Consider the following 26,545-nt stretch of genomic DNA (forward strand, 5'->3'; position numbering starts at 1 on the left):
AAAAATGTATCCATTAAAATTCGAACCTATTCTGAAGCAGACGCTTTGGGGGGGCGACAAAATTATTCCGTTCAAGCATTTGAATTCAGACTTGAAAGGAGTAGGAGAAAGCTGGGAGATTTCCGGCGTAGAGGACAATGAATCTGTTGTGGCTAATGGCCCGGACAAAGGTTTAACTCTGGCTGATATGGTGAGAAAGTATCGCGAGGAACTGGTTGGCGAAGCGAATTATGCTCGTTTTGGCAATAAATTCCCACTGCTTATCAAATTCATCGATGCAAAGCAGGATTTATCCATTCAGGTGCATCCGGCAGATGATTTGGCAAAGAAAAGGCACAACTCAATGGGTAAAACCGAAATGTGGTATGTAGTGGATGCTGATAAAGGAGCGAAACTGCGTTCTGGATTTTCCGAGCAAATCACCCCGAAAGAATATAAAGAGCGCGTGCTGAACAATACGATCACTGACGTATTGCAGGAGTATGAGATCAAGCCGGGAGATGTATTCTTCCTTCCTGCCGGACGTGTGCACAGTATTGGCGCTGGTGCGTTTATTGCCGAAATCCAGCAGACTTCGGATATTACTTATCGTATCTATGACTTCAACCGTAAGGATGCAAACGGAAAAACTCGTGAACTGCATACTGACCTGGCGCGTGAAGCCATCAATTACGAAGTGTTGGATGATTATCGTACCAAATACGAAGCGGTGAAAGATGAGCCGGTAGAACTTGTAGCCTGTCCGTACTTCACTACTTCCGTGTATGATATGACCGAAGAAATCAGCTGTGATTATTCAGAACTCGATTCATTCGTGATCTTCATTTGTATGGAAGGTGCATGCAAGATAAAAGACAATGAAGGTAATGAACTGAAAGTAGGTGCCGGAGAATCTATTCTGCTTCCTGCTACAACACAGGATGTAACAATTACTCCGGAAGCTGGAAACGTAAAATTGCTGGAAACATACGTGTAAATAATAGACAATATTATTGATAAAAGTATAGACCGGGCAGGCGAGAAAAACTTTCTCGCCTGCTTTGCGTTGTAGAAAGAAAGGTGTATCGATTTTGTCTTACAGACTGACAAATTCATATATGTGATGGAATTTAAGTTGGATGGTACTGCTGAAGAAGCTATCAAACAGATTAATGAAAAGCATTATGCACTTCCTTTTGAGACTGATGAACGCAGACTATTCAAAATTGGTGTCAATTTTAGCTCAGAAACACGCAATATTGAGAAGTGGATAGTGAAGTAGCATCAATTCTATCCCCGTTCAGTTTTATATAATTTTTGGAAAGGTTTTGAACTTCTGTTGCTAAATCGTTTTTTTCGTCTTATCATTGTATAAATTTACTAGTGATATATAAGATGAAGAAAAATGGATTTAGCCGTTGTGCAGAGTTGTACATCGGTCTTTTAAAAAAAGAGGGGCGTTATTCCACAGCACATGTTTATAAGAATGCTCTTTTCTCTTTTACTAAGTTTTGTGGCACTGCTAATGTGTCTTTCAGACAGGTCAGCCGTGAACGTTTGCGTTGTTATGGAGAGCATCTTTATAGTTTCGGTTTGAAGCCTAATACAGTTTCCACCTATATGCGCATGCTTCGTAGTATCTATAATCGTGGAGTAGAGGCAGGAAATGCACCATACGTGCACCGCCTGTTTCATGATGTATATACAGGTGTAGATATCCGTCAGAAGAAAGCGTTGCCGATTGGTGAACTTCACCGTCTTCTCTATGAAGATCCCAAGTCAGAACGTTTGCGCCGTACTCAGGCTATTGCTGCTTTGATGTTTCAGTTTTGTGGCATGTCCTTTGCCGATTTGGCACATTTGGAAAAGTCCTCTTTGGATGGTTGCAACATTCTCCGGTATAACCGTATCAAAACGAAGACCCCAATGAGTGTCGAAGTCTTAGATACAGCTAAGGATATGATTGACCAGCTTCGCAATGACAAGCCTTCTCTTCCTGATTGTCCAGATTACCTGTTTAGCATCCTTCATGGCGATAAAAAACGCAAGGACGAATGTGCCTATCGTGAATATCAATCTGCCCTCCGTTTGTTCAATAATCATTTGAAGTGTTTGGCAAAAGCTCTACGACTAACTTCTCGAGTGACTTCTTATTCGCTTCGTCATTCTTGGGCTACCACTGCTAAATATCGTGGAGTCTCCATTGAAATGATCAGTGAATCGCTTGGGCATAAATCGATTAAGACGACACAGATTTATTTGAAAGGTTTCGGCTTACAAGAACGTACGGAAGTGAATCGAAAGAATTTATCTTACGTGAAGAGTTGGACTTTAGGACGGGGTGAAGATGCAAAATGTTAATAATCAATATTAAAGTATGTGTGTTACTTCTTAGGTAACAGAAGCAAATTTTGGGCAAAGATAGACAAAAACACATGTAACAAACAAATAAAACCCCATTTTTTTTAGCCTTATTCGAAATATAAGGCAAAAATAGATGTAGACATGAAAAAAAACTTATTTTCATGTCCTGACTCTTATATACCTAATTTCTTCTAGTATATCCTCTTTCTCTTAGAGTTTAAACGCTCTTTACAACGCATTTGTCGGTGTTTTTCAGTATTCTCATCTTATTTGGTTTGGATGTGTGATTTTCTGTTACCTAAGAAGTAACAGAAACACATGGGGTAAAATATTATGATTCTAACAAAAGAGAAATCAGCCATCCTCGGGACCAAAAATGGGACAGGGGAGGGCGTAGCATGTTCAAAACGCTGGTATGTGGCTCATGTACGCATTCATCATGAAAAAAAAGTAGCTGAACTTTTGGGGAAAATGGGAATTGAGACTTTTGTTCCTGTCCAACAGGAAATTCATCAGTGGAGTGATCGTCGCAAATTAGTTGAGGCTGTTCTTCTTCCAATGATGGTATTTGTCCATGCTGATCAGAAGGAACGGATGGCTGCTTTGACCATCTCCACAGTAAGTCGCTATATGGTGTTACGTGGTGAGGGAAAGCCTGCTGTGATTCCTGATGATCAGATGGCACGTTTTCGCTTTATGCTTGACTATTCAGATAAGACCATATCTATGAATTATTCTCCTTTGGCTCGTGGTGAGAGAGTCAGAGTGATCAAAGGACCTTTGATGGGACTGGTGGGTGAGCTTGTCACGTTGGATGGGAAAAGTAAAGTTGCTGTTCGTCTGGATATGTTGGGATGCGCTTGTGTTGATATGCCTATCGGCTATGTTACGCCTATTTCTACAAATGTTTGAGTAAAAAATGAAATTTTAAGGGTGAGATTATGGGGATATTACTACAGAAAAAGATAGCGGATCTGTATTCTTTGGCAAATCGTTTACTTCACATCGGTGATAATGAGGGGTATGTTTACGCCGATGACCTTTCTGTATTACAACAATCAATCCACGAACAGATAAACGATTTATATTCACAACGGGGGGAGACACCGGAACAGGATGCTACCCTGTGTTTGGCTATCCTTCAGGGATATAATGTGTCGATGTACGCCAATCCGGAAGACGAGGATAGAAAACGGTCTGTCTTGCAGCGTTCTCTGACCCTTCTTGATGCTCTTCCCCCTTCTCTTCTTAAACAACAGTTGTCTGCGGTCTGTCACGGTATGCAGGAACTGTGTGAAACCAACTAACTTTTTTATTTGTCAATGAAAATACAACGACTTTTTAGCATTCTACTTTTTTGTTCTATGCTGGGAAGTGGCTCGCTTATGGCCCAGTCCATGAGTGACTCACAGGTACTGGAATATGTAAAGGACGGTATCCGGCAAGGCAAGGAACAGAAACAGCTTGCTTCCGAACTTGCGCGTAAAGGTGTGACCAAGGAACAGGCTATGCGTGTGAAGCAGCTGTATGAGCAGCAGAACAATGTAAACACCTCCCAATCTACGGGTACGGATATCAACGAGTCCCGCCTTCGTGAAGAGACAAAGGAGAATACTTCCGACATGCTGGAAGATCATCCGACTACGGAAGATTTGGCCCGTGAGGACCAGGTTTTCGGGCGCAATATTTTCAATACCCGCAACCTGACGTTCGAGCCTAGTGTCAACCTTGCCACTCCTGCCAACTATCGTCTGGGTCCCGGTGATGAAGTCATCATCGATATTTGGGGTGCCAGCCAGAACACGATCCGCCAGCAGATCTCTCCTGAAGGCACCATCAATATTCAGAAGATCGGGCCTGTCAACCTTAGCGGTATGACAGTCTCCGCCGCCAATGACTATCTGAAGAACGCCCTGAATAAGATTTATAACGGCCTGAACAATACTACCGACCCTACTTCCGACATCCGTCTGACGTTAGGTAACATCCGTACTATTCAGATCAACGTGATGGGAGAAGTCGTACAGCCCGGTACTTACGCCCTTTCTTCCTTCTCTACCGTCTTCCATGCGCTTTACCGTGCAGGCGGTGTGAGTGATATCGGCAGCCTCCGAAACGTTCAGTTGGTACGCAACGGAAAGAATATCGCCACCATCGACGTCTACGAATTTATCATGAAAGGCAACACACAGGATGACATCCGCCTTCAGGAAGGTGACGTCGTGATTGTTCCTGCTTATGATGTCTTGGTAAAGATCAGCGGTAAGGTAAAACGTCCTATGCGTTTCGAAATGAAGAAAGACGAGAACCTTGCCACTTTAATCAAATATGCCGGCGGCTTTGAAGCTGACGCCTACACCCGTTCATTACGTGTTGTCCGTCAGAATGGTGAGGAATACGAAGTCAACACAGTCAAGGATATGGACTACAGCATCTACACAATGCGTAACGGTGACGTTGTAACAGCCGAAGCCATCCTTAACCGCTTCACAAACAAACTGGAAATCCGTGGTGCGGTCTATCGTCCCGGCATCTACCAGCTCAGCGGTAAACTGAATACGATCCGCGAACTTGTCAATGAGGCTCAGGGTCTGACCGGTGACGCTTTCCTGAATCGTGCCGTCCTTTATCGCCAGCGTGAGGACCTGACCAGTGAAGTTGTTCAGATAGATATCAAGTCTATCATGAACGGTACTTCCCCGAACCTCGCCCTGATGAAGAATGACATCCTCTACATTCCGAGCATCCACGATCTGGAAGATCGTGGCAATGTCATAGTTCATGGTGAAGTCACGCACCCTGATTCCTATCCCTATGCTGATAACATGACACTTGAGGATCTGATCATCCAGGCCGGTGGCTTGAAAGAAGCCGCCTCCACTGTCCGCATTGATGTGTCGAGACGAATCAAGAATCCCCGTAGTATCGCGGATAATGATACTATCGGTCAGATGTATACCTTCTCTTTAAAGGATGGTTTTGTCATCGACGGTCAGCCCGGTTTTATCCTTCAGCCTTATGACGAAGTTTATGTCCGTCGCAGTCCGGGTTATCAGGCGCAACAGAATGTAGTCATTGATGGTGAAATATTGTTTGGAGGAAATTATGCCATGACCAACCGTGAGGAACGTCTTTCCGATCTGGTGAATAAAGCGGGTGGTCCTACTAACCTTGCTTATCTTCGTGGTGCAAAGCTGACCCGTGTGGCAAGTGCCGGTGAGAAGAAACGTATGGGAGATGTGATTCGCCTGATGAGCAGGCAATTGGGTGAGGCCATGATTGACTCTTTGGGTATTGGTGTTGAGGATACCTTTACGGTAGGCATTGATCTGGAGAAGGCTTTGGCTAATCCTAAGGGTAGTGCCGACCTTGTCTTACGTGAAGGTGATGTGGTCTTCATACCAAAGAATACTAATACTGTAACTATCAATGGTGCTGTCATGGTCCCCAATACGGTTTCTTATATGAAGGGCAAGAATGTGGATTATTACCTGAATCAGGCCGGTGGCTATTCTGATAATGCAAGGAAGAGTAAGAAATTCATTGTTTACATGAATGGTCAGGTGACTAAGGTTAAGGGTAGTGGTAAGAAACAGATTGAACCGGGATGTGAGATTATTGTGCCTAGTAAGGCTAAGAAGAAAGGGAACATAGCTAATATTTTAGGTTATGCTACTTCTTTCAGTTCTTTGGGTATGATGATTGCTTCCATTGCTAATCTTATAAAGAAATAATAGAATTTACTTTTATGTCAGAACAACGACAGGATAAAAACTTGCTCTCTGAACCATACAAAACAGAAAGTGATGAGATAGAAATTGATTTGGTCGATATCTTTCGCAAGATTATTGCTATTCGTAAAAAATTATACAAAGCCATTGGAATTGGTTTTATTATTGGAATAATTGTAGCGGTGAGTATACCTAAACAGTATACAGTAAAGGTTACCCTTTCTCCAGAAATGGGGAGTTCTAAGAGTGGTAATGGTTTAGCGGGACTTGCAGCATCTTTTTTGGGAAGTTCGGCTGCTACAGGAGATGTTTCTGATGCTTTGAATGCATCTCTTTCTTCTGATATTGTTTCTTCTACACCTTTTCTTTTAGAATTGTTAGAAATGAAGGTTACTTTATCGGATGAAAGAACAGTTGTAACTTTTATGGATTATTTGGATAGGCAATCTTCTCCTTGGTGGATTTATGTTATAGGCTTGCCTGGGAAAGTAGTGGATAGTGTGAAGTCCTTGTTCAATAGTAGCGATAATGACAATCCTATTAATAACGTGAAATATGGCACTATTGAACTCACGAAAGAAGAAAGTATAAAAATCACTGCCTTAAAAAAGAACATAGCTGCCTCTGTTGATAAAAAGACGGCTATCACAAGTGTCTCGGTTACTTTACAGGATCCTAAAGTAACTGCGGTTGTTGCAGATTCTGTAGTTCATAAATTGCAAGAATATATCATTGGTTACCGTATTTCTAAAGCGGAAGAAGATTGTATTTATCTGGAAAAACTATATAAAGAGCGCCAACAAGAGTATTATGTTGCTCAAAAGAAATATGCGGATTATGTAGATACACATGATAATCTCATACTTCAAAGCGTCCGTACGGAGCAGGAACGATTGCAAAATGACATGAGTCTTGCTTATCAGGTATATAGTCAGGTTGCTAATCAGTTACAAGTAGCCAGAGCAAAAGTTCAGGAGGAGAAACCTGTTTTTGCGGTATTGGAACCGGCGGTTGTTCCACAACAACCATCTGGAATGGGGAAAAAGGTTTATATTCTGCTTTTTATTTTTCTGTCGCTAGTACTTGCTATTGCATGGGAACTGTTAGTGAAAGATATATATAAGAAGATGAAAAGAGAACTGAACTAGGATATTAAAAAAGAAGTATTTATCTATAAATGAAATTATGAAAAAATCAATAGAAAGATTCCTGCAATACATCAGTCGGAATTTTTTTAGCTGTTGGATTGTATTAGGGGTAGATACTGTTATTGCCAGCCTGTGTACACTATTCACGTTCATCGGTATCCATTATATTACAGGGATAGGATGGAATGTCTTTCAATTATTAGAGGTTGTAGCAATTGCTTTTTTGGCAAGTATTGTTGGGGATTTATTATTTAATACTTTCCGGAATACCATCCGCTATTCTGAAATAAAAGACTTGTGGAGAATAACTTGCAGTGTGTTATTCAAAACTGCTTGTATGGCAATCTATATATTTATCTTTTTTAGCGGTACCCGGTTATTCGGTAGCCAAAGTCTTGTTTTCGTTATCTCTGACGGAATGTTAACGTTAATTTCTTTGATTGGACTTCGTGTTGTAGTGATTGTGATATATGAATCATTGATAGGAATGGTCAGAAAAACTGATATGCGAATTCTTATTTATGGTACCGATGATAAGAGTGTGGCCCTTAAAACTCGTCTACGCAAAAGTTCTCATTATAAGATTGTTGGGTTTTGTGTTTTTAGCTCTGATAATAGTCGGAGAATATTAGCGGATTCGCGAGTCTATTCTTTTAATAACAAAGTGGATTTTGATCTGTTGGTCAGTAAACACGATATTCAAGGTATCCTTTTTTCTCGCTATGATTCAATAAAAGAGGAAGAAAACAGATTGCTTCAATATTGTAAGAGTAATGGAGTAAAAACTTTAATAGCTCCTTCAATCAGTGAAACGGATGTGAATGATCTTTCTTATCAATTTGTTCGTCCTATTCGAATAGAAGACTTGTTAGGGCGTGAAGAAATAAAGATTAATATGCAGGAGATAACTTCGGAATATCAAAATAAGATTATATTGGTTACCGGAGCGGCAGGAAGTATTGGGAGTGAACTTTGCAGACAGTTGGCGCAAATAGGAGTCCGCAAATTAATATTGTTCGATTCTGCTGAAACACCTCTTCATTATGTACGTCTGGAGTTTGAGAAAAAATATCCGGGCATTGATTTTGTGCCTGTAATAGGTGATGTGCGTGTGAAACAGCGTCTGCGTATGGTTTTTGAACAGCACCATCCGGAAATCGTGTTTCATGCTGCTGCTTATAAACATGTTCCCTTGATGGAGGAGAATCCATGTGAGGCTGTTTATGTGAATGTTGTTGGAACTCGTCAAATAGCAGATATAGCAGTGGAATTTGGCGCAGAAAAGATGATTATGATTTCAACGGACAAGGCTGTGAATCCTACCAATGTGATGGGAGCGTCCAAACGTTTGGCAGAAATCTATGTTCAGAGTTTGGGATATGCTATTGTGGAAGGAAAGGTAAAAGGAAAGACTAAGTTTATTACTACTCGTTTTGGTAATGTTTTAGGCAGTAATGGTTCTGTAATACCTCGTTTCAAGGAACAGATTGAAAATGGGGGGCCTGTTACTGTTACACATCCTGATATCATTCGTTATTTTATGACTATTCCTGAAGCTTGTCGTCTGGTTATGGAGGCTGGAATGATGGGAGAGGGCAATGAGATTTTTGTATTTGAGATGGGTGAGCCGGTGAGAATAGTCGATCTTGCAACCCGGATGATCGAACTGGCTGGTTATCGTCCGAACGAAGATATTAAGATAGAGTTTACAGGACTGCGACCTGGAGAGAAACTATATGAGGAATTATTGAGCACAGAAGAGAATACACTTCCTACATCCAATAAAAAGATTAAGATAGCTAAGGTTCGTCGTTATGAATATAATGAGGTGTTGGCTGATTTTTCAGCTTTTGAGGGCTTGGCACGAAATGTAGAGATAATAAATACAGTCACTTTAATGAAAAAGATTGTGCCTGAATTTATTTCTAAAAATTCACGATTTGAGATTTTAGATAAATTGAAATAAATTCTATGTTAATATTTGGAAAAAAAACTTATTTTTCTAATGAGTAAATTAAATAATATGAATTTTATAATAGATATGGCTTGTTGATTATTGATGAAGGTATTATGTATTGTTAGATAAATAAAAAAAATGTATGTACAAGGATACAGATAACTGTATTTATATGGTGAAGTATTTAGTATTCATTAAGTTAAAAAGTACGAGCTTTATTAGTAAATTATATGTCAGTAGTAGAATCTCGAACAGCTAAAAGTCTTAAGAATGCAAAGATAGCTGTTGTCTTTTATTTTATAAATCTAATTCTTCAGTTCTTTTCTCGAAAAATTTTCTTGGAATATTTAGGAGCCGAAGTGTTGGGGCTAAATACTACAGCACAAAATTTATTGGGTTTTTTGAATTTGGCTGAATTAGGAATCGGTAGTGCTATTGCTTATACACTTTACAAACCTCTATACAGGAAAGATATACAAACTATCAATGAAATAGTCTCAGTACAAGGTTGGCTTTACCGTAAAGTTGCTTATGTTGTCGTTGCTGGTGCTTGTCTTTTGATGTTTTTTTTTCCACTTATTTTTGAAAAAGCTGAAGTTCCTTTATGGTATACTTATGCATCATTTTTCGTTCTCTTAGTTGGTGCATTACTAAGTTATTTTATCAATTATCGTCAAATAGTCTTGACGGCTGACCAAAAAGAGTATAAAATTACTCTCAATGTGCAGGGATTTAAAGTTTTGAAAGTCGTTTTACAGATTTTAGCTATTTATTACTTGTTGAATGGTTATGTGTATTGGATGGCTCTAGAATTACTTTTTTCTGTTACGGCTACACTAGTTTTAAACAGGGTACTGAAAAGAGAATATCCATGGCTGAAATCAACTCCTAAACAAGGTAAAGAACTGAAAAAGAAATATCCCGAAATTATAATTAAAACAAAGCAAATATTTTTTCATCAAATAGCAATTTTTGTTTTAACACAAACAAGTCCACTTATTATCTATGCTTATTCTTCGTTGACTTTAGTCGCAAATTATGGTAATTATATGCTCATTATTACAGGAGCCACTTTATTAATGAACTCACTTTTGAATAGTGTTAGTGCTGGAATTGGAAATTTGGTAGCTGAAGGGGATAAAAAAAATATAAAATCGGTATTTTGGGAATTAACATCTTTGCGAATTTGGTTAGCTTCTATTATTTGTTATGGAATATATAAATTGGGAGATTCTTTTATAATACTTTGGTTAGGAAAAGATTTTGTGATAGAACAGTCTGCTTTTCATTTATTAATTCTAATAGCTTTTATTAATTTAACTCGCACAAATAGTGTGTTTTTGGCTGCTTATGGCTTGTTTCATGATATTTGGGCTCCTTTGATAGAAGCTGTCCTAAACTTGGGACTTTCAATTATACTTGGCTATTTTTATGGGTTAAGAGGTATTCTTTTAGGAGTTGCTATTAGTTTATTATTGGTTGTGTATTGTTGGAAGCCATACTTTCTTTACAGTCGTGGGTTTAAAGAAAATATATGGGAATATGTCAAACGTTATATTAAATATATTTCAATATTAGCTGTTTCATTCACAGTAACTTCTTATTTGATTAATAATTTATTTTCAGATTTGATATCATCATATTGGGAATGGGGAATATTTGCCTTTAAACTGCTTTTGTTATATGTTTCTATTAGTCTTTTACTGTTCTTGTGTGTAGATAGCGGCTTGCGTTCTTGTATAAGAAGAATTAAGCTACTTGGTTTATAATTTGATATTTATTGATACTTGTAAGTAGATAAGTTTTTAAGAACAATTTGATATTTAATGATTTTATGGATGCAATATTATTATCTGCGGGGATAGGCTCGCGTACGGGACTAAATTATCCCAAACAATTTTTATCTATTAGTGGTAAGCCAATGTTGGTTTATTCATTAGAAGTATTAAGAAAATGTCATGAAGTAGATAAAATAATAGTGACTTGTACTCAAGATTATTTAAATGTTTATCAAGAGTATATTGAGAAGTATCATATAGTTAATGTAGATTGTATTCTTGGTGGAAATACTCGTCAAGATTCTGTTAACATAGCTTTGAACTATGTAAATACTAATAAAGTGTTGATACATGAAGCTGCCCGTCCTTTAATCTCTGTTGAATTTGTCGAAAGTGTTTTAGCAGTAAAAAATGAGGTTGCAGTGGTACCTACGCTTCCTGTAAAGTTTACAGTAGTCGAAGGAGGTATGTATATGGAGAAAGAATTAATAAGAAGTCGTTTGCATAATGTGCAGTTGCCTCAAGTCTTTGATACGTTAATTCTTCGTGAGGCACATCAAAAAGCGGTGATGGATGGATATTCTGCTACTGAAGATGGAATGCTAGTTTTTCACTATGGGCATAAAGTTCGTTTTATTGAAGGAAGAGAATCGAATATAAAAGTTACTACAATGTTAGATATTGAGATTGTAGAGAAATTATTGAAACTATCATAGTAGGTTATGTTGGAGAGTAAAATTGTTGTTATCACTGGGGCAAGTTCAGGTATTGGTCAAAGTACTGCTATTAAATTACAAAATCAAGGGTACACTGTAATTTGGGGAAGTCGTCATATTCAGCGTGATACAAATATTCAGCAGTTATTAAAAGGTAATTCGGTGAGTTGGGATATTGATGTTTCTAATGAGGAATCTGTTTCGGCCTTATTTAGTTTTGTACGGGAACGTTTTGGAAGGCTGGATGCTTTAATAAACTGCGCTGGATATGTGGAGCCAGAAGGGATATTTACTACTACTCTTGAAAATTGGGAAAAGACTATAACAGTTAATTTAACTGGGACATTTCTTTGTTGTAAGTATGCAGGTTTGTTGATGAAACATTCTGGAGGTAAAATTGTAAATATAGCCTCCACTGCAGGATTGACTCCTCGTCCCGGATGGAGTGCTTATGCAGCTGCAAAAAGTGGAGTTATTAATTTCTCTTCAGCTGTAGCAGAAGAATTATCTGTTTATGGTATTAAAATTTTTGTGATTTGTCCAGGACGTACAGCTACTCCTCTACGGAAGATATTAGCTCCTATGGAGGATCCTAAATCCATCATGCAACCTGATACTGTTGCTGATACAATTGTTTTTTGTTTATCGGATGCTGCCAACCCAATAGAAGGACAGCCTATTCTTGTTAGAGAAAGATTTTAGTATAGTTAATAATTGTAGATAATGGGAGTTAATGTTGATATTCAGGAAATTCATAGTGTTTTACTGAATATGTTAATTGATTTTGATACTATATGTCGCAAGCATAAATTGACATATTATATGGTAGGAGGCACTTTGCTTGGTGCTGTTAGGCATAATGGTTTTATACCTTGGGATGATGATATTGATATAGGAATGCCACGGCCAGATTATGAACGCTTTGTAAATTTAGCTCAAACAGAGTTTCCTGATTTTCTTCAAATATGGAATTTAAAGAAAAAAAGTAAAGGATATACATTAAATTATTCGAAATTGGTGAATGTAAACACATCAATGGTACCAATAGAATATCCTGACTCTGTCATTGGTTTATTTCTTGATATATTTCCTATAGATGGTGCTTCTAAATTTGAATTGCTAAGAAAATTTCAGGTTAAATTGATTCAATATTTTCAAGTACTTCGGTATTATAAGTATTCTCAAAAAAAGAAAGATTTCACTTTAAAGTCTTATTTATTAAGATTGTTAGCCGTAATATTATCTAATAATATTCACAAGGCCATAGAAAGGATAATTACTTTTTATGATTATTCTGCTTCTGAATTTGCAGGTAATTTATTGGGTGTGTACAAAATAAAAGAGATTGTTTCTAAGGATGTTTTCGGAGAGCCTGTGGAGTTAGAATTTGAAGGACATTACTTTTATGCACCCCAAAAATATAATTTGTGGTTGAAAAATGTATATGGAAACTATATGATATTACCTCCGTTAAGTCAAAGAAATACAACTCATGAATATGAGTATGTGGATTTACATCGGTCATGTCTTTGATGATTGTATATGCACATAATATGATTTTCTAGTGGAGGTAGTTAACTGCTAGAATTTCTACAGATTTAATAAATATATTATTGAGATTTATTGTTTGTTATTCATTACTCAATTAGGATTGTATAATAATTGGTTTGTAAGTTGTAACATGGTTCAAAGTGTACTAAGGGATGGATATTATGCTGAATAGCATACAATGAGTGTTTACTTATAAATTGCTGTTATGTATTCTCATCATATTAAAATATTTTCAGTGTCTTATTTGCTGGATATCTTTTTGGTATTTTCCTTTATTTTTTGCTATTCTCTTCCGATTGTGAAAAATAGCGTATACTTTTTATGTCCATTTTTGTTGTTTCTTGTTTTTCTTTCTAAAAGAAGAACTTCTATTTTTAAAGGCTATTTTTACTCAAAATATTATTTTAGACAATTATTTTTACTACTTGTTATAATTGCTTTTTCTTTAGTTATTACATTACTGCATCAAGCCTCTGATTTTTCTATTATTCCTTCTTTTATTAATTTGGGAATAATGTCGTTTATAGCTCTTTTGCTTATAGTTTATTTTTTAGATAGAGAGTATGATCCAAAAGAATTTTTATTCTTAATAATCCTTTCTTTTGTTATTCAATCGATTATTCAAATGTTGAGCTTTTTGATTCCTGATTTTAGAGAATTAGTTCGACTAACTTATACAGATGAAATGATTAAAAAAGCGCAAGGATATTCTAATATGAGAGGATTGGCTTTAACTGACAGTGTATTTTTTAGCTTATCTGTAATCTATGGGTTAATCTTCTTGTTTTATATGAGATATATAGAATACAAGATAAAAAATATCACTCTATTAGATATTTTTCTCTTTGTATTATTATTTATGGGAGCATTATTTAGTGGGAGAAGTTTTTTTGTAGGTTTAATTTTTGCTTGTTTATATTTCGTATCACTGAAAAATGTAAAAAATGCAGAGAAAATATCATTTGTATTGAATATTATTTTTACAATGTTAACAACAGCCTTTTTAATATATATATTATTGCCTGTTGAATATAGAGAATTTATTAATAATATTTTTTTTCGGTATGTGTTTGAATTTTTGTATTCATTTGCTGATTCTGGAAAGTTTGAAACCACTTCTTCTGATCACTTATTGAATGATATGTATTATGTGCTACCTCTATCTACTTATATTTTTGGAGATGGTTATTATACTTCTCCTTTTGGTGGATATTATGGATCTACTGATTCTGGGTATATGCGGAATGTTTTATTTTTTGGCATTGGTGGCTTGTTTCTTTTATTATTGTTTCAAATTAGTATTCTTATTGGATTTAGTAAAAAATATTCTTTTGATAAAATAAAATTTCCGTTATTTCTTTTGGCTTTTATATTGGTTATGCATATTAAAGGAGAAACACTTGGCTTTTTACAATCCCTTCAAAGATTACTCATGATATATTGCTATTATTTCTACTTTTTATATTATAAAACAAAATATAAAGCTTCTATTTATGGTTTTAGTTAGTGTCTTGTTGCCGGTTTATAATGGCGAGTTATTTTTGGAGTCGTCAATAAGATCTGTTTTAAATCAAACATTTACAGATTTTGAGTTAGTGATAATAAATGATGGGTCGTCAGATCAGTCTGAAAATATTATATCTTCGTTTAATGACACAAGGATTGTTTATAAGCGTAATAGGCAGAACTTAGGACTTATTGCAACACTCAATTATGGATTAACTCTCTGTAGAGGTAAATATATTCTTCGGATGGATGCTGACGATATCATGTATCCAAATCGTATTTTTGAACAATTTAAGTTTATGGAGCAAAATCCTGATATTGTAGCATCAGGAACTTCTATTAAACGCTTTGGTGCAAAGACAGGTATATATCATCCTCCTGTTTCAGATTCTAATATTAGGGAAATATTATTTTTAGGTTCTCCTATTCCACACCCTACAGCTATCATAAGGAAATGTATTATTGATAGGTTTGAACTGCAATATAATTCGAATTATCTCCATGTTGAAGATTATAAATTTTGGTATGACCTATCAAAATATGGGAGATTGGCAAATATGAGAAAATGTTTACTGTTATATCGCGTATCTGCTTCTCAAATATCAACTAAGTATTTTGGCATTCAAATAGAACATAAAAATAAAGTAAGAAGAGAGATATTTAGTGATTATTTAAAAGATCTAGGAGTTGATTTTCCTGAATGTTTTGATATAGCATTTATTCAAAAAGTAAAGTTGAAATGTAGGTTGTTTAAAGGTGGAAAAGAAATTCTTTGTGATGAGCTTTTACCTATTGTTCTATTTGTTTCTTACCTATCAATATCTAAATATACGTTCTCTTTTTTTGGTTCTTTGATTACAGATATTCCTTTGTTAGGGCTAAAGTATTCGTTAGCTATCGGGGGGTACTTATTGGGTTACGGAGAAATACTTTTTATTTGAAATAAAATGAAACTAGATATATTAATATCAACGTTCAATGAACGAATCCAAAATGTACCTAGTATCTTACTAGATGAACGTAAAGATGTATATTATAAAATATCATTTCAAGTTACTGATGAGAAGTACCTTCATATACCGTCGTTATTGTTAGAACGAAAGGATGTACTGATTTCTGTAATTTATTCTAAAGGAATTTCGAATAATAGAAATAATGCATTGAGGATGTCTACATCAGATTATTGTTTGATTGCTGATGACGATGTGTGCTATACGAATCATTATATTGATGATATATTTAATCTATTAAAATTCAATAAGAATATAGATATATTTATAGGTAAAATTTATACAGGAAAAAATGAAAGAGAATATAAATCTTATAAGAGAAATTCTCATAAAATAGGATGGATGAATTATTCGCAGGTCAGTAGTATTGAAATAATATTTAAACGGGTATCACTTATTCATGCTAATATATTATTTGATTCAAATTTTGGTTTAGGTGGAGATCAATATACTCAAGGTGAAGAAGTTATTTTCTTATCAGACTGTCTAAAGAAAGGACTCAATATCAAATATTTTCCTGTTTATTTCGTTCAACACCCTTATGAAAGTTCTGGTAAGATGATTGTTTTTGATTGTGAACATGTAATGTATTGGGGGGCATTATGTAAAAGAGTATATGGGCATTTAGCTTATTTATTGTTGTTTGTTTTGCTTGTAAAGCATTTTTTTTACTGGAGAAAAAAAATGTCCATAAGAGAATACATTTATGCGTTTTATCAAGGAGTACAAAAGTATAAAAAAAAGTAATATAATGAATATAGCAATTGTTGGGACTGGTTATGTTGGTCTTGTATCAGGAACATGTTTCGCTGAACTCGGTGCAAACGTTACTTGTGTAGATGTTGATGTACAAAAGATTAAAAAATTGAGTAATGGAAATATTCCTATTTATGAACCAAATCTTGAAGCATTACTGACTCGTAATGTGAGAGCTGGACGTTTACGTTTTACCACAGATTTAGCTTCAGTTCTTAATGAAGTGGAAGTCGTTTTTACTGCTGTAGGCACTCCTCCTAATGGAGATGGGAGTGCTGACCTACACCATGTACTAGAAGTAGCTAAAACTATTGGCCAAAATATGAATAAGTATATATTAATAGTGACTAAAAGTACAGTGCCAGTTGGTACATCTCAAAAAGTACGATTAGCTATCCAAAAAGAATTAGATAAGCGTAAGTTAGCTATTGAATTTGATGTTGCTTCTAATCCTGAATTCTTGAAAGAAGGTAATGCTATAGAGGATTTTATGAAACCGGATCGTGTGGTGGTAGGTGTAGATTCAGACCGTGCAAGAAATTTGATGACAAGGCTTTATCAGCCTATGCTATTAAATAATTTTCGTGTTATTTTTATGGATATTCCTTCAGCAGAGATGACTAAGTACGCAGCAAATTCAATGCTTGCTACACGTATTAGTTTTATGAATGATATTGCAAATCTTTGTGAATTGGTTGGGGCGGATGTGAATATGGTCCGCAAAGGAATTGGATCTGATAGTCGTATTGGAAGTAAATTTTTGTACTCAGGATGTGGATATGGTGGTTCATGCTTTCCTAAGGATGTAAAAGCATTGATTAAAACTGCTGCGGAGAATGGCTATGATATGCGGGTGTTGAATGCGGTAGAAGAAGTAAATAATGTGCAAAAGAATATTCTTTTTGAAAAATTCAAAAAAATATTTGATAATCAAATAAAGGGAAGAAAGGTTGCAATATGGGGGCTAGCTTTTAAACCTGAAACTGATGATATGCGTGAATCTCCAGCTTTAGTTTTGATTGATAGTTTATTAAAGGCAGGGTGTGAAGTATGTGTATATGATCCCATAGCTATGAGTGAATGTAAACGTCGTTTGGGAGAAGTTGTGACATATTCTAAAGATATTTATGATACGGTGATAGGTGCAGAAGTAATTTTTCATGTGACGGAATGGAAAGAGTTTCGTATGCCTAATTGGGAAATGATTAGAAAAGTGATGAAACCTAATCCTGTTCTAATTGATGGACGTAATGTTTTTAATCATAAAGAGTTAAACGGAATTACTTATTTAAAAATAGGCTGATGAAAGTTCCATTTGTGTCAATAGTGTGCCCTGTATATAATGAAGAAAGTTTTATTAGTCGTTGTATTGATTCTCTAATTGCTCAAAATTATCCTAATGATTTACAGGAAATATATTTTGTAGATGGAATGAGTACAGATCATACACGTCATATTATACAAGAGTATTGTCAGAAATATTCTAATATACATTTGTTGGATAATCCAAATAAGATTGTACCTCCTGCATTGAATCTTGGGATTAGGGCCTCTAAGGGTGAAGTCGTAATTAGAGTTGATGGGCACTGTTTCTATCCGTATAATTATATTTCTACATTAGTGTATTATTTGTATGAACTTAATGCGGACAATGTGGGGGCCGTTTGGAATACCTTACCTGCAAAAGAAACTTCTGTATGTAAGGCAATCGCAATTGGGGTTAGCCATAAATTCGGTATTGGTAATTCTTTACATAAAACAGGGACATCTCAAGTTGTTGAAACAGATACTGTACCGTTTGGATGTTTTAGGAGATCTATATTTGATAAAATCGGTTTGTTTGATAATGACTTAATACGTAATCAAGATGATGAGTTTAATGCACGTATAATAAAAAGTGGTGGTAAAATCTATTTGATACCAGATTTAAAGATTGATTATTATGCGCGTGGGTCTATAGGGAAAATGGCTAAGATGTTTTACCAATATGGATTATTTAAGCCATTAGTAAATAAAAAGCTGGGTAGTCCAGCAACTATTAGACAGTTTTTTCCTGTGTTATTTTTATTAGGTCTAATATTGGGGGCTCTATTGTTTTGTTTGAATAAATGTTTTGCAGCTATTTATATAGTAGTACTATTTCTATATATTACAACAGCTTTCACTATAGGTCTTGTTGAAGCTCGTAAAATGAAAGATTGGAAAATACTTTTTCTATTGCCTATCATATTTGTAACAATACATGTAAGTTATGGATGGGGGTATTTGAAGGGAATTTACAATATATTGCGGAAACATAAATTTAATGTAGACGTTAATCGTTAATTTTTTCCTGTATGATGAGGGAAATGCTTTTAGAGTGGGAACTAAAGAGTAAATGTTAGTCTTATTACTATAATTGAAGTAATTAAGAGTGTGTGAAATTTAGGATAACCTGACTTGGCTTTTCGAAATTTAAATGTGATAGATCATTTCTGATTGATTTCTTTTTGTCTTTTTTATAATCTGACTTTTAACTAATTAAATGTTTATTGCGAGCTAAAAAGTGATATAAAGGCTTTATACAATAGATGTTTATAAGTAATGCATAACTTATGAGAATATTATTTTCACCGCCTTATATCGATGAAGCGGTAATATGTGAGGTTGTAGATTCTCTGCAATCAGGCTGGATTACGACCGGTCCTAAAGTGAAAGCTTTGGAAGAAGAAATTAAAAACTTTTCAGGTGCAAAAGAAGTCCTTTGTGTGAACTCATGGACATCAGGTGCCATTATGATGCTTCATTGGCTGGGAGTAAAAGAAGGAGATGAAGTTATAGTACCTGCTTATACATATAGTGCTACCGCATTGGCTGTTATTCATGCTGGAGCAAAACCGGTCATGGTGGATTCTAATGCTGACTTTAATATCTCAGTAGAATCAATTAGGAATGCTATCACTGAAAAAACTAAAGCAATCATTCCTGTAGACATAGCTGGATTTCCGTGTGATTATGATCGCATCATGGCATTGGTCAGTGAACCGGAAATTCGCAAACTGTTTTGTCCGGAGTCAAAAGTTCAGGAGAGATTAGGACGTATACTTATAATGAATGATGCCGCCCACTCTTTAGGAGCATATTACAATAAGAATCAGCGTACCGGCTGCGAAACTGATATTGCTATTTTTTCCCTTCATGCGGTGAAGAATGTGACTACTGCGGAGGGAGGAGCTATATGTTTGAATCTTCCGGAAATGTTTGACAATGCAGAGTTATATAAGGAGTTGCGAATGATGACCTTAAATTGCCAGACAAAAGATGCTTTTAGTAAAAGTAAGGCAGGAGGATGGCGATATGATATTATCGGATTGGGGATGAAAATAAATATGGCAGATATAAATGCGGCTATCGGTTTGGCGCAAATACGTGAATATCCGAAACTATTGCAAGAACGAAAAAGAATCTTTCATGCTTATAATGCTGGTTTCTCCGGATGTAGCTGGGCTATTTTACCACCTTCTTCTGAAGGAGGGAAGGAGAGTTCCTATCATATTTATGCATTAAGAATAAAAGGATTTACCGAAGAGCAAAGGGATAGAATGATAGATGAGATTGCTAAAAGTGAAGTAGCTGTTAATGTGCATTTCATCCCAATGCCAATGCTATCTTATTTTCATTCTTTAGGGTATAGGATTGAGGATTATCCGCAAGCGTATGAAAACTATAAATGTGAAATCTCTCTTCCGATTTATCCTCAACTGGATGAGGAAAAAGTAAACTTCGTTATTCAAACCGTGAAAGTTGCATATAAAAAAGTAAATGAAGGATGATACGCTTTCTGGATATTTTCTTCTCTTTTTGTGGGCTCTTATTGCTTTTGCCTGTTTTTCTTATTCTTTATCTTTTTATTCGAATAGAAAGTAAAGGTCCTGGCTTTTATTCTCAGATTCGTGTCGGTAAAGGAGGGAAAAATTTTAGGTTGTATAAATTTCGTTCTATGCGAGTTGGAGCCGATAAGAAAGGATTGATAACTGTGGGAGAGAGGGATTCTAGGATAACTCATGTAGGATATTTTATTCGTAAGTACAAATTGGATGAGCTTCCTCAATTATGGAATGTGTTATTGGGAGATATGAGTTTGGTTGGACCACGTCCGGAAGTTCGCAAATATGTAGATATGTACACGGAAGATCAATGGAAAGTTCTGAGTGTTCGTCCCGGAATAACTGATTACGCTTCAATTGAATATGTAGATGAAAATGAGATTTTAGGGAAAGCGATTGATCCGGACAAAGTCTATGTTGAACAGATTATGCCAGACAAGATTCGATATAACATGAAATATATTCAAAGTCGTTCAGTATTTGAATATTTTAAAGTTATTATTCTTACAATACTGCATGTTGTAAGATAATGGCATCTCTTTATAAGATTTTCTTGTGGAATTACCGTTTATTTTGTATCTTTATTGCTTATAAACCAAGTATAAAGAGATAATGAATCAACCGGATTTTGTAGTGAAATGCTACAATAAACAAGACTTAGCCCAAATGTATTTTCCTGATATAACTGTTCGCGCTTCAGTAAATAAACTTCGTCGTTGGATGCGTAGGTGTCAACCATTAATGGATGAAATACTTTCTACGGATTTTCATCCGAAAACGAAGGCTTTTTCTGTGCGGGAAGTAAGGTTAATCACTTATTATTTGGGCAAGCCGGGAGATTTATAACCCAAAATCCTTTTTATTCATTCAACAAAAACTACGGGAGGCAGCACTTTCGCCATCTCCCGTAGTTTTTTTATAATTCTGAATATTCCTTTCTCGGATCGTAGCAAGGACATGCCTTGTGGATCGTAGCACTCAGCTGATAATGTCCAAGGATTTGCGCCTCCGGATACTGATGCTTGAGAATCGTCAACAGATCGAGCAGAGCAAAGCGTTGTGCCGTAGTTCTTGTATCCGTCGGTCTGCCATTTTCATCCAGCCCGCCTTCATAACAAATCCCGATACTATGCCTGTTAAATCCACGCACATGGGCACCGATTTCGGAGACGGGACGACAATGATGAAGAACTCCGTCCCGGGTGATATAAAAATGATAGCCAATATCACGAAAACCCCGTTGCAAATGACATTCTCGAAGCCGTTCTACAGGGAAGGAAACATTGCAGCGCGTAGCGCTGCAATGAATCACCAACAACTTAATCTCTCTCGGGAGATACTCATCTTTAGAACTTTCCATGCGGATGTATTACAGATGAGCCGTACAGGACGTTACCCCGATAGCAGAAATGATAGACGTTGCAATTGTCACAATGAACTGAAGAATATTCTTCCAAACTTGCTTTTTCATACAATTTTAATCTTTAATAGTAAATAATGATTGATTAAACAGTCGGGTCCGGAGCTTCATCGCCATCGTCACCTGAACCACCGCCGGGCTGATCGCCCTTACCATCGTCCGGCAACGGTTCGTCTCCCGAATCGGGCTTACCGTCACTTTTATACAGTGCAAAGTCCAGCGTTTTACACAACTTGCGGAGATCACTTCCCGGATAGAAAAGCACTTTACCTTTCTCGATACACGATGCCTTGAATTCCTTCTCCGTTGCGGTAGCCGTTGCCGTCTTAAGACTCATGCGGAAATTCCCCAGATCGCCCATCTGAACGATATTCCCTTCATCCAGTACATTGACGATTTCGAGCAGAAACTCTCCGATACAACCTTCCAACTCGCCTTTTGAATAAGACGAACGTTCGGTAATACGTTTGCAGACCTCCTTGACGGTCACTTTCCGTCCGCTACGTGCCACTGCATAATACTTGGGAGCTTCACTGGGTTTCAACAGGTTCTTGCGAGCCATAACAACATAATTCTGTGCCATAATTTTTAATACTTATTACTTATTACTTAATACCTGTAACCGATTACACAACAAAGATACTACATGAGCAAGTGCCCGTGATGTACAGTGACGCACACAGACGCACTGATAAAAGGAAAAAACATTGAGAAGATTGTATTGAATCTTCCCAATGTTTGCATCCGATCATTGAGAAGGTTTTTTCAAACTTCCCAATGTTTTCAGAGAGTCTTCAAAAGGACAAAAGGTCAAAAATGACAGATAGGACTATTTCATGAGATCTTCTGATACTTCCCGTGAGATATCTTATTGATTTTGACGCCAATGAACGATTTTATCAGCCTGCTGATCTTGCGGCGGCTGAAATCGTATTTTACGCCGATCTGCATTGCATCTTCGGTAGTGAATGTTTCCGGCAACTCGCTGATGAACTTCCGTGTACTGTTCGGATCTTTCAACGGATGGAGCTGGGAAGACGGCATGGAAGACAATAATAGCCTGCTATGCTCATAACAGCAGAGAACGATCTGGAGAGAACGATCGAAATCTACATCCTCACAATAGATATCCGGTGCGCCATCATTCGCCTCGAACTGGCGGATGCGTGCCTGGATCATGCTGATGCGCATCACAAGACAGGCATACCGCTTGACAACGGCCTGAAGGTCATCGTTACCTTCCAGAACCACTTCGGCAAGCAGCTTAGAAAACGTATGATTCAGATAATCCCATTGAGAACGGCTGAAGTGAAACAATACAGGATGATTCTTGCAGAAATGATAAAGCTCGAAGACGCGGTGAGCCAGCGGCTTGAAAGACTCTTCGAGCGAGATACTGTCATCTCCCATGGGCTTCCACTTCGGAATGCTGCGGAAAGTGTAGAGCATGATACGGCTCGGAAGTCCTTTTTCCGAAGTCTCTATCAGTGAAGCCATCTGACTCGGGGTGCCGGTGAGGAACATGGCAAGCATGGGAAAACGGATATAAATGGGGGCTAAACCATTGATCTTGAAAGCGGAATCGATATTCTCATGCTCGAATGCCTTGCGGAGCATATCGTCAAAGTTACCGCAATCCAGATGATTGGCTGTAGCCAGCGTCTGCGCCTCGGTATCGAATATGATGCTTCCCTGCGGACCGTTGTCCCGCATTTGGATCTGCATACGGCTGTAGCTGGTAGTGGCAGGGAGAAAAAGCATTTTGTAAGCTGGTTTTTCCGGCTCTTCGGGACACTCTTCATGTGCCTTTTTCTTATAAGTACAGTCCAGTTTCCATTGGGTGTACTTATGGTTATAAGTTTTCTGCTGAAGTTCGCTATTGGAAAGTATCCAGTCGTGGACCTCTTCCAGCAGATAACGTCCTGTTTGTGCAATGCTCTTGTTGCTCCCGGCGGGGGCAATCCCGAAACTGTAGAAATGGGGCGAATACTTTTTGTGATTATAGATGCCGAATGTGGCGGGCAGTACGGAACTCAATGCGGTGAGGTTGGAGAGAAAGGAAAGATCCTGTTCACGATCACCTTCCTCTTCGAGGATACATTCGTTCAGCAGATCGGGCAGATATTTGTACACGCTTTTGGGAAAACAGGGCGTTTCTTTTCTGAATTCTTCGCCTTGCCAATACGCTTCATCTGCTTCATAGACGTTTTCGGATGGGCTATATGTCACTTTTGTCATTTTGTCCTTATGAAGAGAAGAGCAAAGCGGAGAGGCGGAGACGGATGGAGTAGAGGTAACTTTTTGGTAACCAGATTGTAGGATGCTCCTGATTTCCTGTGCGGGAAAGTCGGAGTGCTCAAAATAAACCGTAATCCCGCGTAATATGCTTTCTTGCGAATATCTTCTCCGGCAAGCTTCGCAGGCGAGTTTAAACAGATTGGTGTGTCGTTGCCCGGCGGTCAATGGATTTAAGAAAATGTAGGACGAAAGGAACAAGTTGACTTCCTCTTCCGAGAAGTTCTCGGAGGTTTCGTTTGCTTTTGCAGGTAGCGGAGGAGAGGGGAGGTTTTCTGCTGTCGGCTGGAACGGTTGTGTTTCCACAGCTGCTTCCAGAACGAATGACTGATAGAGACTGGCTACGTATCCGTCCGGTGAATAGGTGAAATAGCACAGGCGGCTTTCGTCTTTACAGGCGGGATCGCTGGTGAGGCCGGTCAGCTGGTCGTAGTAACGGCTGACCAGTAGCTGCCCTTCCCGGTGACGGCCTTCAATGCCTTCCACATAGGCGAAGATTTTCACGCCGTCCGTAGGGCTTTCCAGAGCAGCTACGGTATGAGGGTCGGCAGCGCAAAGACGGATGATCTCCAGCCGATTGGGAACGTGGTCGTAGTCGAGTCCGATAATGTGACTGGGCAACCGGAAATTTCGGATGGCATGCGCTCCGTCGAAGGTGCCGGCAGGAGTGAAGCAGGGGAGCTGACTTTTTAGTTTTTGGGCGGCTTCATGGTCGCCTTCCTGATGGTACCGCCGGATGGATTGGATGATGGAAGCATAAACCGGATGAATACACATAAAGATGACTTCGAGGAAAGACATGATTTTAGGCTTTTTGGAATACACATTTTCGTAAACGGAAACTTTAATTTCTTCGAGTACTTGCATTTGATTTTGATGTTTTATGATTGTCTATCCCACTATCGGGGTAGCGGGTGCAAAGGTAAAGGAGGGGGAGTTAGAACTTGTTTCATAGGTTGAAACAGATTGAATAACCAAATATATATCTATTTTTTATTAAATTTTAAACAAAGAGTAAACATGACAAAAGAAAATCATGGACCTTATGAGTTTTTGGGAAGTATGGTAGTGAACCTGATGAATATCGACAAATCGATTTCGTATTCTTTTCTGGAAGATGAGTTGCATATCTCCGGAAGGGATGTGAGTGCCATGCGGCAGGGGAAGGATTTACACGTTTATCAGTATGTGCGTGTCATCAGCTGTATCATGGATGAGATACATCTGGAAATTCTGTTGAATGCACTGCTGAAGGAGTTGAAGAATGTATTTGCAGCCCATTGTGATTTAGTGATCGGTACGATTCCACATCGGCTTTACGGAAACGGACAGCCGGCAGAATGGGTGGTAGTGATGAGATGGGACGGGGTAGGGGTCTGATCCTTCTTGTCATACCCGGATTGCTATCTTAGTCTTCTAAAGTACGTCCGCATTTTTTTCATGATCTTGATACCCAAAACTACTCCGTCAAAGATGGCCATGCCGGTATTGAACGAACGCATGAGCGAATCCGCTTTGTTGGCGGCGGGTGCAAGAGGCGAGAATATTTCGCGGGTGGTGGCCGTCATAGCTCGTTTTTGAGCCTGAATTTCATTCAAGAGCTTCTTTTTGCGTTGGGTGATCTCTTCTAATGTAATTTTGGCAGGTGTTTGCGCACTCATAATTTCATTTATTTTGAATCGGTTAAAAACAAGTTAGCGAGGAAGTTTACCATCGGGGAGATGATAAGCTGTTTGCGGAAAATAATGACTAAAGCCATGATCAGTATATTGATGCCGGCAATGATAGCGAAGCTTGCCATAAGTCCGCCTACCAGAGGTTCCAATACATAAGCCAAGGCAAATAACAGATAAAACAGGGCCACCATGCCAAGGATGATAAGTACTACAATCATGATTAACGTTGAAAGAAGTATGGTTAACTTCTCCGTCAACTCTAACTTGGTGTATTCTTTTTGAAGTTCCAGATACTTTTTGAACTCAAAAAACAACTGTTGAAAGTTCTCAATACTTTTATCGTCTGCAAACATGGTCGCTCTGTTTTAGTCCTTTACTTACTTATTCTCCTATTTCTCCTTTAATTTCAGCTGCGATTTCGTCAACGAGATTTTCCATTTCGTTGCGGTTCAGCTTGATTCCTTTTTTACGAAGAATTTCTGCGATCTTATTACGGGTATCTTCTCCCTTTTCAGGAGCAAACAAAATACCAAGGGCTGCACCTACGGCTGCACCACCCAGAAAAGCTGCTAATACATTTAATCCTTTCATAATTTATACTGTTTAAAATGATTATGATACAACAAATATAACATTTTTCTCCAAAGGTTGTTCGCAAAAACAGAAAAAAAGTACTTCCTTTTTATCATTCTTGATTTCTTTTATGGTTTAATCTTATTTAACTAGACTTTTGGACTAACAAATGAGACTTAAGGCGTACTTTTGTCATTCAATATTGTAATTCAAAACATA

27 protein-coding genes and 1 pseudogene are annotated in these 26,545 nt (G+C 37.5%); 21 read left to right on the plus strand and 7 right to left on the minus strand.

Translation table 11 applies throughout. From position 1 onward, the window contains the following. The first annotated feature begins 4 nt into the window (after nucleotides 1-4). From ACHLI0_RS23360 to ACHLI0_RS23455, 20 genes and pseudogenes are all read left to right on the plus strand, one after another. On the plus strand, nucleotides 5-976 hold the full coding sequence (locus tag ACHLI0_RS23360; RefSeq protein ID WP_008760658.1) for a type I phosphomannose isomerase catalytic subunit: 972 nt from the start codon (nucleotides 5-7) through the stop codon (nucleotides 974-976). Between the two features lie 87 nt (nucleotides 977-1,063). Next, nucleotides 1,064-1,261, plus strand: a pseudogene (locus tag ACHLI0_RS23365) (PD-(D/E)XK nuclease domain-containing protein); the annotation flags it as partial. 113 nt (nucleotides 1,262-1,374) lie between these two features. After that, nucleotides 1,375-2,340, plus strand: coding sequence for a tyrosine-type DNA invertase cluster 3b (locus ACHLI0_RS23370; RefSeq protein WP_234118568.1), 966 nt, complete (start codon nucleotides 1,375-1,377; stop codon nucleotides 2,338-2,340). 336 nt (nucleotides 2,341-2,676) lie between these two features. After that, nucleotides 2,677-3,255 (plus strand): UpxY family transcription antiterminator, encoded by a 579-nt coding sequence (locus ACHLI0_RS23375; RefSeq protein WP_234118566.1) that lies wholly within the window; start codon nucleotides 2,677-2,679, stop codon nucleotides 3,253-3,255. 26 nt (nucleotides 3,256-3,281) lie between these two features. Continuing rightward, complete coding sequence (locus ACHLI0_RS23380) at nucleotides 3,282-3,650, plus strand: UpxZ family transcription anti-terminator antagonist (protein ID WP_490750188.1); 369 nt, start codon at nucleotides 3,282-3,284, stop codon at nucleotides 3,648-3,650. 15 nt (nucleotides 3,651-3,665) lie between these two features. Continuing rightward, entirely contained in the window at nucleotides 3,666-6,077 is a 2,412-nt protein-coding gene (locus tag ACHLI0_RS23385) for an SLBB domain-containing protein (RefSeq protein ID WP_490750141.1), read from the plus strand. Nucleotides 6,078-6,091: 14 nt separating this feature from the next. Continuing rightward, nucleotides 6,092-7,222 carry a chain-length determining protein gene (locus ACHLI0_RS23390; protein WP_490750142.1) on the plus strand — a complete coding sequence of 377 codons (1,131 nt, stop codon included), beginning with the start codon at nucleotides 6,092-6,094 and terminating at the stop codon, nucleotides 7,220-7,222. A 37-nt stretch (nucleotides 7,223-7,259) separates the two neighbouring features. After that, nucleotides 7,260-9,188 (plus strand): polysaccharide biosynthesis protein, encoded by a 1,929-nt coding sequence (locus ACHLI0_RS23395; RefSeq protein WP_490750143.1) that lies wholly within the window; start codon nucleotides 7,260-7,262, stop codon nucleotides 9,186-9,188. A 221-nt stretch (nucleotides 9,189-9,409) separates the two neighbouring features. Beyond that, nucleotides 9,410-10,948, plus strand: a complete 1,539-nt coding sequence (locus ACHLI0_RS23400) for a lipopolysaccharide biosynthesis protein (RefSeq protein ID WP_490750144.1) — start codon at nucleotides 9,410-9,412, stop codon at nucleotides 10,946-10,948. A 65-nt stretch (nucleotides 10,949-11,013) separates the two neighbouring features. Continuing rightward, on the plus strand, nucleotides 11,014-11,673 hold the full coding sequence (ispD, locus tag ACHLI0_RS23405; RefSeq protein ID WP_490750145.1) for a 2-C-methyl-D-erythritol 4-phosphate cytidylyltransferase: 660 nt from the start codon (nucleotides 11,014-11,016) through the stop codon (nucleotides 11,671-11,673). Between the two features lie 6 nt (nucleotides 11,674-11,679). Then, nucleotides 11,680-12,375, plus strand: coding sequence for an SDR family oxidoreductase (locus ACHLI0_RS23410; RefSeq protein WP_490750146.1), 696 nt, complete (start codon nucleotides 11,680-11,682; stop codon nucleotides 12,373-12,375). Between the two features lie 21 nt (nucleotides 12,376-12,396). Then, entirely contained in the window at nucleotides 12,397-13,206 is an 810-nt protein-coding gene (locus ACHLI0_RS23415) for a LicD family protein (protein WP_490750147.1), read from the plus strand. A 316-nt stretch (nucleotides 13,207-13,522) separates the two neighbouring features. Next, nucleotides 13,523-14,731, plus strand: coding sequence for a hypothetical protein (locus ACHLI0_RS23420; protein WP_490750148.1), 1,209 nt, complete (start codon nucleotides 13,523-13,525; stop codon nucleotides 14,729-14,731). Beyond that, nucleotides 14,718-15,671: a glycosyltransferase family 2 protein gene (locus ACHLI0_RS23425; RefSeq protein ID WP_490750149.1), complete on the plus strand. Its 954-nt coding sequence runs from the start codon at nucleotides 14,718-14,720 to the stop codon at nucleotides 15,669-15,671. Before ACHLI0_RS23420 ends, ACHLI0_RS23425 begins: the two co-directional genes overlap by 14 nt. 6 nt (nucleotides 15,672-15,677) lie before the next feature. Then, on the plus strand, nucleotides 15,678-16,487 hold the full coding sequence (locus ACHLI0_RS23430) for a glycosyltransferase (protein ID WP_490750150.1): 810 nt from the start codon (nucleotides 15,678-15,680) through the stop codon (nucleotides 16,485-16,487). 4 nt (nucleotides 16,488-16,491) lie between these two features. Next, the gene (locus tag ACHLI0_RS23435) at nucleotides 16,492-17,799 is read left to right on the plus strand and encodes a UDP-glucose dehydrogenase family protein (protein WP_490750151.1); all 1,308 of its coding nucleotides are present in this window, start codon (nucleotides 16,492-16,494) and stop codon (nucleotides 17,797-17,799) included. Further along, nucleotides 17,799-18,821: a glycosyltransferase family 2 protein gene (locus ACHLI0_RS23440; protein WP_490750152.1), complete on the plus strand. Its 1,023-nt coding sequence runs from the start codon at nucleotides 17,799-17,801 to the stop codon at nucleotides 18,819-18,821. Before ACHLI0_RS23435 ends, ACHLI0_RS23440 begins: the two co-directional genes overlap by 1 nt. Nucleotides 18,822-19,090: 269 nt before the next feature. After that, entirely contained in the window at nucleotides 19,091-20,308 is a 1,218-nt protein-coding gene (locus tag ACHLI0_RS23445) for a DegT/DnrJ/EryC1/StrS family aminotransferase (RefSeq protein ID WP_490750153.1), read from the plus strand. Beyond that, nucleotides 20,305-20,892 carry a sugar transferase gene (locus ACHLI0_RS23450; protein WP_490750154.1) on the plus strand — a complete coding sequence of 196 codons (588 nt, stop codon included), beginning with the start codon at nucleotides 20,305-20,307 and terminating at the stop codon, nucleotides 20,890-20,892. Before ACHLI0_RS23445 ends, ACHLI0_RS23450 begins: the two co-directional genes overlap by 4 nt. An 82-nt stretch (nucleotides 20,893-20,974) precedes the next feature. Further along, nucleotides 20,975-21,208 (plus strand): DUF4248 domain-containing protein, encoded by a 234-nt coding sequence (locus ACHLI0_RS23455; protein ID WP_008760682.1) that lies wholly within the window; start codon nucleotides 20,975-20,977, stop codon nucleotides 21,206-21,208. A 70-nt stretch (nucleotides 21,209-21,278) separates the two neighbouring features. On the opposite strand, the gene ACHLI0_RS23460 is transcribed toward ACHLI0_RS23455, so the two are convergent. The 4 genes from ACHLI0_RS23460 to ACHLI0_RS23475 form a co-directional block, all read right to left on the minus strand. Further along, nucleotides 21,279-21,722 (minus strand): N-acetylmuramoyl-L-alanine amidase, encoded by a 444-nt coding sequence (locus tag ACHLI0_RS23460; RefSeq protein ID WP_490750155.1) that lies wholly within the window; start codon nucleotides 21,720-21,722, stop codon nucleotides 21,279-21,281. Nucleotides 21,723-21,731: 9 nt separating this feature from the next. Further along, entirely contained in the window at nucleotides 21,732-21,833 is a 102-nt protein-coding gene (locus ACHLI0_RS23465) for a smalltalk protein (RefSeq protein ID WP_008766084.1), read from the minus strand. 34 nt (nucleotides 21,834-21,867) lie between these two features. Continuing rightward, nucleotides 21,868-22,365, minus strand: a complete 498-nt coding sequence (locus ACHLI0_RS23470; protein ID WP_011107253.1) for an HU family DNA-binding protein — start codon at nucleotides 22,363-22,365, stop codon at nucleotides 21,868-21,870. Between the two features lie 251 nt (nucleotides 22,366-22,616). After that, entirely contained in the window at nucleotides 22,617-24,944 is a 2,328-nt protein-coding gene (locus tag ACHLI0_RS23475; protein WP_490750156.1) for a DUF3987 domain-containing protein, read from the minus strand. Nucleotides 24,945-25,097: 153 nt separating this feature from the next. Between ACHLI0_RS23475 and ACHLI0_RS23480 the strand changes: the two genes are divergently transcribed. Next, nucleotides 25,098-25,457, plus strand: a complete 360-nt coding sequence (locus ACHLI0_RS23480) for a hypothetical protein (RefSeq protein ID WP_055217453.1) — start codon at nucleotides 25,098-25,100, stop codon at nucleotides 25,455-25,457. Between the two features lie 23 nt (nucleotides 25,458-25,480). Here the strand turns inward: ACHLI0_RS23480 and ACHLI0_RS23485 are convergent, their stop codons facing one another. From ACHLI0_RS23485 to ACHLI0_RS23495, 3 genes are read right to left on the minus strand one after another with little or no spacing between them, the layout of a single operon-like run. Continuing rightward, nucleotides 25,481-25,738 carry a hypothetical protein gene (locus tag ACHLI0_RS23485; RefSeq protein ID WP_008760686.1) on the minus strand — a complete coding sequence of 86 codons (258 nt, stop codon included), beginning with the start codon at nucleotides 25,736-25,738 and terminating at the stop codon, nucleotides 25,481-25,483. 8 nt (nucleotides 25,739-25,746) lie between these two features. Further along, entirely contained in the window at nucleotides 25,747-26,106 is a 360-nt protein-coding gene (locus ACHLI0_RS23490) for a phage holin family protein (protein ID WP_048698453.1), read from the minus strand. Nucleotides 26,107-26,134: 28 nt separating this feature from the next. Further along, a complete protein-coding gene (locus ACHLI0_RS23495) occupies nucleotides 26,135-26,344 on the minus strand; it encodes a YtxH domain-containing protein (RefSeq protein WP_008760688.1) in 210 nt (69 codons plus the stop codon). Nucleotides 26,345-26,545 lie beyond the last annotated feature (201 nt).

The sequence above is a fragment of the Bacteroides sp. RCH18 genome, assembly GCF_058231005.1.